Origin of the sequence: Aeromonas sp. HMWF015 (genome assembly GCF_963878965.1) — a bacterium.
Lineage (GTDB): Bacteria > Pseudomonadota > Gammaproteobacteria > Enterobacterales > Aeromonadaceae > Aeromonas > Aeromonas veronii.
In genome coordinates this window covers 20,023-27,482 of record NZ_CAWNZT010000115.1, presented here as the reverse complement: position 1 = coordinate 27,482, position 7,460 = coordinate 20,023, and the positions used below count along the sequence as shown (strand labels likewise).

The 7,460-nt window shown below is 60.8% G+C and carries 6 protein-coding genes; 5 read left to right on the top strand and 1 reads right to left on the bottom strand.

Annotated features, from left to right (window positions below; all coding sequences use genetic code 11):
* The coding region (locus tag AACS18_RS23150) for a TAXI family TRAP transporter solute-binding subunit (RefSeq protein ID WP_308810792.1) at positions 1–792 on the top strand (792 nt) is incomplete at its 5' end.
* Positions 793–896: 104 nt separating this feature from the next.
* Here AACS18_RS23150 and AACS18_RS05800 read toward each other — a convergent pair.
* Positions 897–1,811, bottom strand: coding sequence for a LysR family transcriptional regulator (locus AACS18_RS05800; RefSeq protein ID WP_108612092.1), 915 nt, complete (start codon positions 1,809–1,811; stop codon positions 897–899).
* 170 nt (positions 1,812–1,981) lie between these two features.
* Here AACS18_RS05800 and AACS18_RS05795 point away from each other — a divergent pair, with 170 nt between their 5' ends.
* The 4 genes from AACS18_RS05795 to ygjK all read left to right on the top strand — a co-directional run bounded on the left by AACS18_RS05795 (position 1,982) and on the right by ygjK (position 7,460).
* Positions 1,982–3,238, top strand: a complete 1,257-nt coding sequence (locus tag AACS18_RS05795) for an adenylosuccinate synthetase (RefSeq protein ID WP_005334922.1) — start codon at positions 1,982–1,984, stop codon at positions 3,236–3,238.
* Between the two features lie 197 nt (positions 3,239–3,435).
* Positions 3,436–3,972, top strand: a complete 537-nt coding sequence (locus tag AACS18_RS05790; protein ID WP_069526371.1) for a YbhB/YbcL family Raf kinase inhibitor-like protein — start codon at positions 3,436–3,438, stop codon at positions 3,970–3,972.
* An 11-nt stretch (positions 3,973–3,983) separates the two neighbouring features.
* Positions 3,984–4,784, top strand: a complete 801-nt coding sequence (locus AACS18_RS05785; RefSeq protein ID WP_108612091.1) for a helix-turn-helix transcriptional regulator — start codon at positions 3,984–3,986, stop codon at positions 4,782–4,784.
* A 195-nt stretch (positions 4,785–4,979) separates the two neighbouring features.
* On the top strand, positions 4,980–7,460 hold the full coding sequence (gene ygjK / locus AACS18_RS05780) for an alpha-glucosidase (RefSeq protein ID WP_108612090.1): 2,481 nt from the start codon (positions 4,980–4,982) through the stop codon (positions 7,458–7,460).

Here is a 7,460-nt window from a genome sequence, read left to right as displayed (position 1 = left end):
CCCATCGAAGGGGAGCAGATCGACACGCTGCTCAAACAACACCCCTACTACCAGCGCAGCCGCATCGCCGCCAACCTCTATCCGGGACAGACCACCGCCATCAACAACATCGGGATGAGTGCCGAACTGGTGGCGCTGGCCAGCCTGCCGGACCCCATCGTCCGTACCGTGCGCGATACCCTGCTGGCCCGGGTCAAACAGTTCAGTCGGCTGCATCCTGCCCTGAGCAAGGTGACCCCCGAGCAGTTGCAGGCGCAAACCGAACTGCCCCTCCATGCGGGGATGTCGGATCAACCGCCAGCTCCCTTGTCACTGACTCCCGAGCAGTTAACAGCGGAACAGATGACACCGGAGCCGTTAACACCAGCACCATCGACCTCGGAAGCGGTGCCCACGACAGAGCAGGTGAGCGCCGCCAACGGGATGACAGCCCCCCTTGAAGCGCCTTCTGACGCGACCGCCACCAGCAGTGCCGCAGTGGCGACAGAGGCGACAGAGGCCACAGAGGTTAATCCCTTGCCCGAAGAGGCGCTCGAGGTCACCCCCGAGCTCACTGCTACGCCGACCACCGAGGGGGAAATAGTGGCTCCCTCTGCCGCAGCGTCAACAGTTCCATCACCATCGGCTGCCGTTTCGACTCAGTTGCCACAGAGCGTCTCTGCGGCCACTACGCCGCAAGAGCAGGCAATCCAGCCTGCCAATAGCGCGGTGAGTGGCGAAACCCCACCGCAGAATAAAACCGATACACTTCCCTCCCCTGCCACCAGTGCAGCCACACCGCCGCAGCACTGAGTGGTCAGCACCCACAAACGCATCAGGGCAGCCTCGGCTGCCCTGATTATTGATATGCGTTCGATAGTGGCGAAGTCGATTGGCCTGTTCACCTTGCCGTACAGCTACGGCTCCATCCCCCGGGTCAGATAGGGGTTGGGCTTCTGGATCTCCTCCTCCACCCAGTGCAGTAACTGCTTGATGGCCCGCGACAACACCTGATTCTGGCGCACCACATAACCCAGACTGGTCCCGGGAAAGTCGCCGAGGCTGGTGACCGGCGCGGTGAGGTTGAGGCGAGGATGCAGGGAGAAGTCGGGCACGATGGCGACGCCAAACCCGGCTTCGGCCCAGTCCAGCTGGGCATCCACGCTACCCACCTCCATGATGCGGCATGGTGGCAGCGCCAGCAGCGGCAAGGAGGGATCAATAAGGGCCCGGGTGCGGGTGTCATGGCCAAGCAGGATCAGGGTCGGCTCATCGAGGGGATCGCTCTCTCCCGCCACCGCCCGCGCCTGCCAGCGGGCAAGGCCGTGCCCCAGCGCGCACCAGGTTACCTGTTGCAGCTCGGTATAGAAGAGCGGCTCGCTGCGCTTTTGCGCCATGACAAAACCCAGATCCGCCTTGCCCGCCTTGACCAGCTCGGCCGCCTGATCCGAAGTGGTGTTGAACAGAGTGAGGTCGATGCCGGGAAACTCCCGCTTGAAGCGCTGGAACGGCTGGATCAGCAGCAGGCGGGAGATGATGTCGCTGGCGGCGATGGCCAGCGTCCCCTGACTCAGCTGGTTGAGGGCATTGAGATCGGACTGGCAGAGCTGCAACTCGGCAATGGTGCGCTCGGCGCTTTGCAGCAGCCGCTCCCCTGCCTGAGTCAGGCGAAACGGATTGCGCTCGATCAGCCGCACCCGGGTCGCCTGCTCCAGCCGCTTGATATGCAGGCTGACATTGGGCTGGGTCATGTGCAGCTCGGTGGCGGTCTGGCCAAAATGTTGCAATCGGGCCAGGGTGACAAAGGTTTGCAGCCAGTGAATATCCAGCATAAGAGTCCCTCAACCCGCGAGGTGCGGGGCTTGCCAGGCAAAATCGGACGGTTTGCCGTTTAATTGGCCATAATTATATGGTTCTCTTATCGGAATTATAAAGATAATTAATTTTTCTAATCCGCATCAGGCTCCTAGGATGGACGCCTAACGTCTTAGGAGAAAGAGTCATGTCGTCTATCGTAGTCGTAGGTGCTAACTGGGGTGATGAAGGCAAAGGCCGCATCGTGGATTATCTGGCAGGTCAAGCTGGCGCCAGCATTCGCTTCCAGGGCGGCAACAACGCTGGCCACACCGTGGTCAACGACCTTGGCACCTTCAAGCTGCACCAGGTTCCGAGTGGCGTATTCAACCCGGATTGCCTGGTTGTCCTCGGCCCGGGCATGGTGATCAGCCCCGAGAAACTGACCGTCGAGCTCGACGAAGTCAAAGCCTCCGGCGTGACTCCGAAGCTGGCCATCTCTGACCGCGCAACCCTCTGCCTGCCGCTGCACGCACTGGAAGATACCCTGGAAGAGCAACGTCTGGGTGACGGCGCCTATGGCTCCACCCGTCAGGGCATCGCCCCTGCCTACGGCGATCGCGTGATGAAAAAAGCGATCCTGGTCGGCTGGCTGAAACAGCCGGACGTGCTGGTCGAGCGCATCCAGTTCATGCTGGACTGGAAACTGCCACAGATGAAGGCTATCTACCCCTCCTTCGAATTCACCCAGACTGCCCAGGAGATGGCTGACTGGCTGCTGGAAGTCTCTGCACCCTGGATCGACGCCGTCTGCAACGTCAGCATGCCGCTCAAAGCGCTGCAGGCGGAAGGCAAGACCCTGCTGTTCGAAGCGCAGCTGGGCGCTGGCCGTGACCTGATCTACGGCGAATACCCCTGGGTCACCTCCTCCCACGTATCTGGCGCCTACGCCGGTATCGGTGGCGGTCTGCCGGGTCTGCGCCCGGAGCGCGTCATCGCTGTGGCCAAGGCATTCAGCTCCTCTGTCGGTACCGGCACCCTGCTGACCGCCATGGAGAACCAGGACGAGTTCCGCAAGATCACCAACGAGTTCGGTGCCACCACCGGCCGTCCCCGTGATGTCGGTTACTTCGACGCCGTCGCCACCAAGAACGGTGTCGAGCTGCAAGCCGCCACCGAAGTGGCCCTGACCAAGCTGGACTGCCTGACCGGTCTGCCGGATCTGAAGATCTGCGTGGCCTACGAAGGTGCCCACACCGAGAACCCGATTTGGCCGCAAACCGCTGCCCTGAAGCCGGTTTACGAGCAGATGGAAAGCTGGAGCGAAGACATCACCGGCTGCCGCACCTTCGAAGAGCTGCCCAAAGCGGCCCAGCAGTACGTGCTGCGTATCGAAGAGCTGCTCGGCGTACCGGTTCCGATGGTTTCCGTCGGCCCGGGCCGTGACGAGATGATCCTGCGCTAAGCCGCACCTCTCATCGTCAAACAAAAAACCGGCATCCCTGATGCCGGTTTTTTTATGGCTGCTTTTTACCTTATCGCCATAAAAACCACCCAAAGGCTCAATTAACTCACCAATCGACCTCACCTTGAGTCGTTCTGCAACAAAATCCTATCTCACCCTCGCTAAAGTGAACCCGTTACCACACGAGGAGTCACCCGATGAAATTGCTCAAACAGAGTGCCCTGTTGCCACTGCTCTGCCTGACGGCCATGCCAGCCTTTGCCATGACCCTGAAGAGCACGGACATTCACGAAGGCCAGTTGATGGCCAAACAGTTCAGCTTCAACGGCTTTGGCTGCAGCGGCGACAACCACTCGCCCCAGCTGAGCTGGCAGGATCTGCCGGCTGGCACCAAAAGCGTTGCCATCACCGCCTATGACCCCGATGCCCCTACCGGCAGCGGTTGGTGGCACTGGCTGGTGGTTAACCTACCTGCCACCCAGAGCGAGCTGGCCAGCAATGCCTCCGGCAAGCTCAAGCAGGGATTGGAGATCCGCACCGACTTTGGCAGCCAGGGTTACGGCGGCCCCTGCCCGCCCGCAGGTCACGGCATGCACCGCTATCAGTTCACCGCATGGGCCCTGCCCCATGATCTCGAGGTGAAGGCTGATACCCCGCCCGCTATGGTAGGCTACATGCTCAACAGCATGGCGCTCGGCAAAGCCACCCTGACAGCCACCTTCGTCACCCCCTAGGAGCCAACCAGATGAGCACTTCCCTGCTGCAACAGAGCCACTATCTCGGGATCCGCCAGCAGCCCCTGCACCGGGTGCTCATCTATGCCCCGACCCTTATCTGGGTCACCCAGGGGAGCAAGCAACTATGGTGGCGCGAGCGACGTCTGTCGTTTGACAGGGAGCGGTGGCTGCTGATCCCGGCAGGCCACCAGCTCACCTTCGTCAATCAGCCGGAGCAGGGCAAGTTTCGCTCCCACGCCATCACGCTGCTCACTCCGCCACCACCAGAATGGCTGGCCGAGTCAGCCCCTTCCCACGCCAACTTGGAGGAACCCGCCGTCAAGGTCACCCCCGGGCTCGCCTTCTGCTTTGAGCTCATCAGCACCATGGCCGAGCGGGGACTGAGCGAAGCAACACAGGCCGAACTGCTGCGCGGCTTCTATGCCGAGCTGCGGGCCGCCAACGCCCTCGGGTTGCTCTTTCCCGCCAGCACCATGACCCTCGCAGAGCGGCTGGCACGCTACCTGGCGGTGGAACCCGGCATCGACCACACCCTGGAGGCGGTGGCCCCCCACTTCTCCATGAGCCGCGCCTCCATGGTGCGCAAGCTGGCCGCCGAAGGTCGCAGCTTTCGCCAGTTGCTGGCTCAGGTGCGCATGAGCCACGCCCTCAACCTGTTGCAACAGGGCATGACCCCGCTGGAGGTCGCCCTCGCCTGCGGTTATGACTCCCCCAGCCGCTTTGCCGCCCGCTTCAAACAGGAGTTTGGCCTGACGCCTCACCAATACCTGCACACCTGCCCTGCCAGATTGGCGAGCAACGAAAAGTAAAATATTACTTAAAGAAAGTTCTATGTAACCTGATGTAACCCGGTGATCCAGCTCACATTGCCGCCTCTTCAGAGTGTGATCTCGCGCCAACGCTCCCTTTTCCCTTGCCATACAATGGCTACTGAACACCTTTTCACTAAAAATAAGCGTAAAAAATCTTCCTTTTAACCTACATAAACGGAATTGGAGCGAGCAATGTTTCGTAAAACTTTACTCTCGGTAGCCCTCGGCACAGCCCTGTTCGGACTGACTGCCTGCAACGATAACCAGACAGAAAGCAGCACAGTCGCCAAACCGGAGCAGGCCATCCAGTACAAGGACGTGATCGACCGTCGGGGAACACCGACCCAATTCCGCGACTTTGACAGCTACTCCAACCTCAAATACAACCCGCTGCTCGATCTGGGGGCATGGCACGGTTTCCTGCTGCCTGCCAGCGACAAGGAGTGGGGGGGCTTTACCGGCCCCATGGTCATCTCGGAGGAGTACAGCCTCTTCTTTGCCAGCGAGCTGGACAAGCTCACCCTGAGCGATGCGAGCGGCCGCCCGTTCCCGCTCACCAGCGCCCGCAAGCAGGAGGTGTACGCCATTCCCGGTGCACTGGTGCAACGCTTCGAGTTCGAGCCCTTTACGCTGGAGCTGGAGCTGCGTTATGGCGATGCCCGCACCGCTCTTATCCGCACCCGACTCATCAATCAGACCGATGCACCGCTCACCCTCAACCTCAACTGGCAGGGCGAGTTGCTCAATCAATGGGATGCCAAGGATACGATTGCCAGCAAATATCCAGGCTGGACTCGCACCATCAGCGAGAGCGACAAAGGAATCGAATTCCAGTTCGGCAAACTGCGCAGCACCTGGAACATCATGCAGAGCGGCAGCGCCCGCTATCGCATCGACCGCACCCTGCCAAGCCGCACCACCCTCGATCAGAAGACACTGGGCTACCAAAGTGACGCCAGCATTACCCTGACCGCCAAGGGGAGCGAGGATATCTACACCCTGCAGAGCTATCTCCACTCCGCAGATGACGCCAGCCGCCATCAGCAGAGCCGTCAGGCCCTGCTGGCCAACCCGGCCAGCTATTTTGCCGACTCTATCCGCCGCTGGGAGGGCTACCTTGCCAAGGGTCTCTCCAATCAGGGGATCCCCGAGTCGGAGCGTCGCATCGCCGTCAAGGCGATGGAGACCCTCAACGGCAACTGGCGCTCCCCGGCTGGCGCCATCCTCCACGACGGTGTGACCCCCTCCAATACCGCCCGCTGGTTCGACGGAGTCTGGGCCTGGGACAGCTGGAAGCACGCCTATGCCATGGCACACTTCAACCCTGAGGTGGCCAAGAACAACGTGCGCGCCATGTATGACTATCAGGTACAGCCGGATGATCCGGTGCGACCGCAGGATGCGGGCATGGTGATCGATGCCGTCTTCTACAACAAGCTGGCGGATCGCGGTGGCGATGGCGGCAACTGGAACGAGCGCGACACCAAGCCGCCCCTTTCCGCCTGGGCCATCTGGGAAATCTACAGCGCTACCAAGGACAAGGCCTTTATCGCCGAGATGTATCCCAAGCTGCAGGCCTACCACGACTGGTGGTACCGCGCGCGGGACAACAACCGCAACGGCATCATCGAATATGGCGCCACCAAGCATGTGGAGCACAATGACGAGTACGGCAATATCACCTTCAAGGTGCAGTACTTCAACGGTATTCCCGCCGGGCTGGATCTCTCCAGCTGTACCAGTGAGGGGGATGGCTGGTATGCCTGCGCCGGAATGCCGCTCTATCAACAGGTGTTGAACGTGGGCGGTTACAGCGACATGGATATCGGTGCCCAGCACGGCGCCGGTTGGGAGTCCGGCATGGACAACGCCGCCCGCTTCGGCTTTATCGAACCGGGCCAGCTGCAACGCTATGCCGACAAGACCTATGGCGGAGATTTGGCCAAGGCACGTCAGGACTGGAACGTCGCCTTCTTTGAAAACCATCAGGACAATGGCGATTTGATCGGTTTCTCCATCGATCAGGAGTCAGTGGAGCTCAACGCCTTCCTCGCCAAAGAGAAACGCATTCTGGCAGACATGGCCGACCTGCTTGGCAAGCCGAACGACGCGAGCCGCTACCGCGATGGCGCGACCCAGCTGGCTGGTTACATCAATAGCTGCATGTTCGATGAGGCATCAGGCTTCTATTACGATCGTCAGATTGCTCAGGGGGATGTTGCTGACGGCAACGGCTGCGTCGGCAAATTGCTGACCGCCCGCGGCCGTGGCCCGGAAGGGTGGAGCCCGCTCTGGGCAGAAGTCGCCGACAAGGAGAAAGCGGCGCGGGTGCGCGAGGTGATGCTCAACGCCCAGGAGTTCAACACAAAGATCCCGCTGGGCACAGCCGCGCTGACCAACCCGGCCTACGACCCCAATATCTACTGGCGAGGCCGGGTATGGCTCGATCAGTTCTACTTCGGGGTGAAGGGGCTCGAAAACTACGGCTATCGCAGCGATGCCGAGGCACTGGTCAACAAGCTGTTCAACAATGCCGAAGGACTGGCGGGCAGCGGCCCCATCCGCGAAAACTACAATCCGGAGACCGGCGCCATGCAGGGGGCCAGCAACTTCAGCTGGAGCTCGGCCCACCTCTATATGCTCTATCGCAACTTCCTGAAACCACAGGCGTAA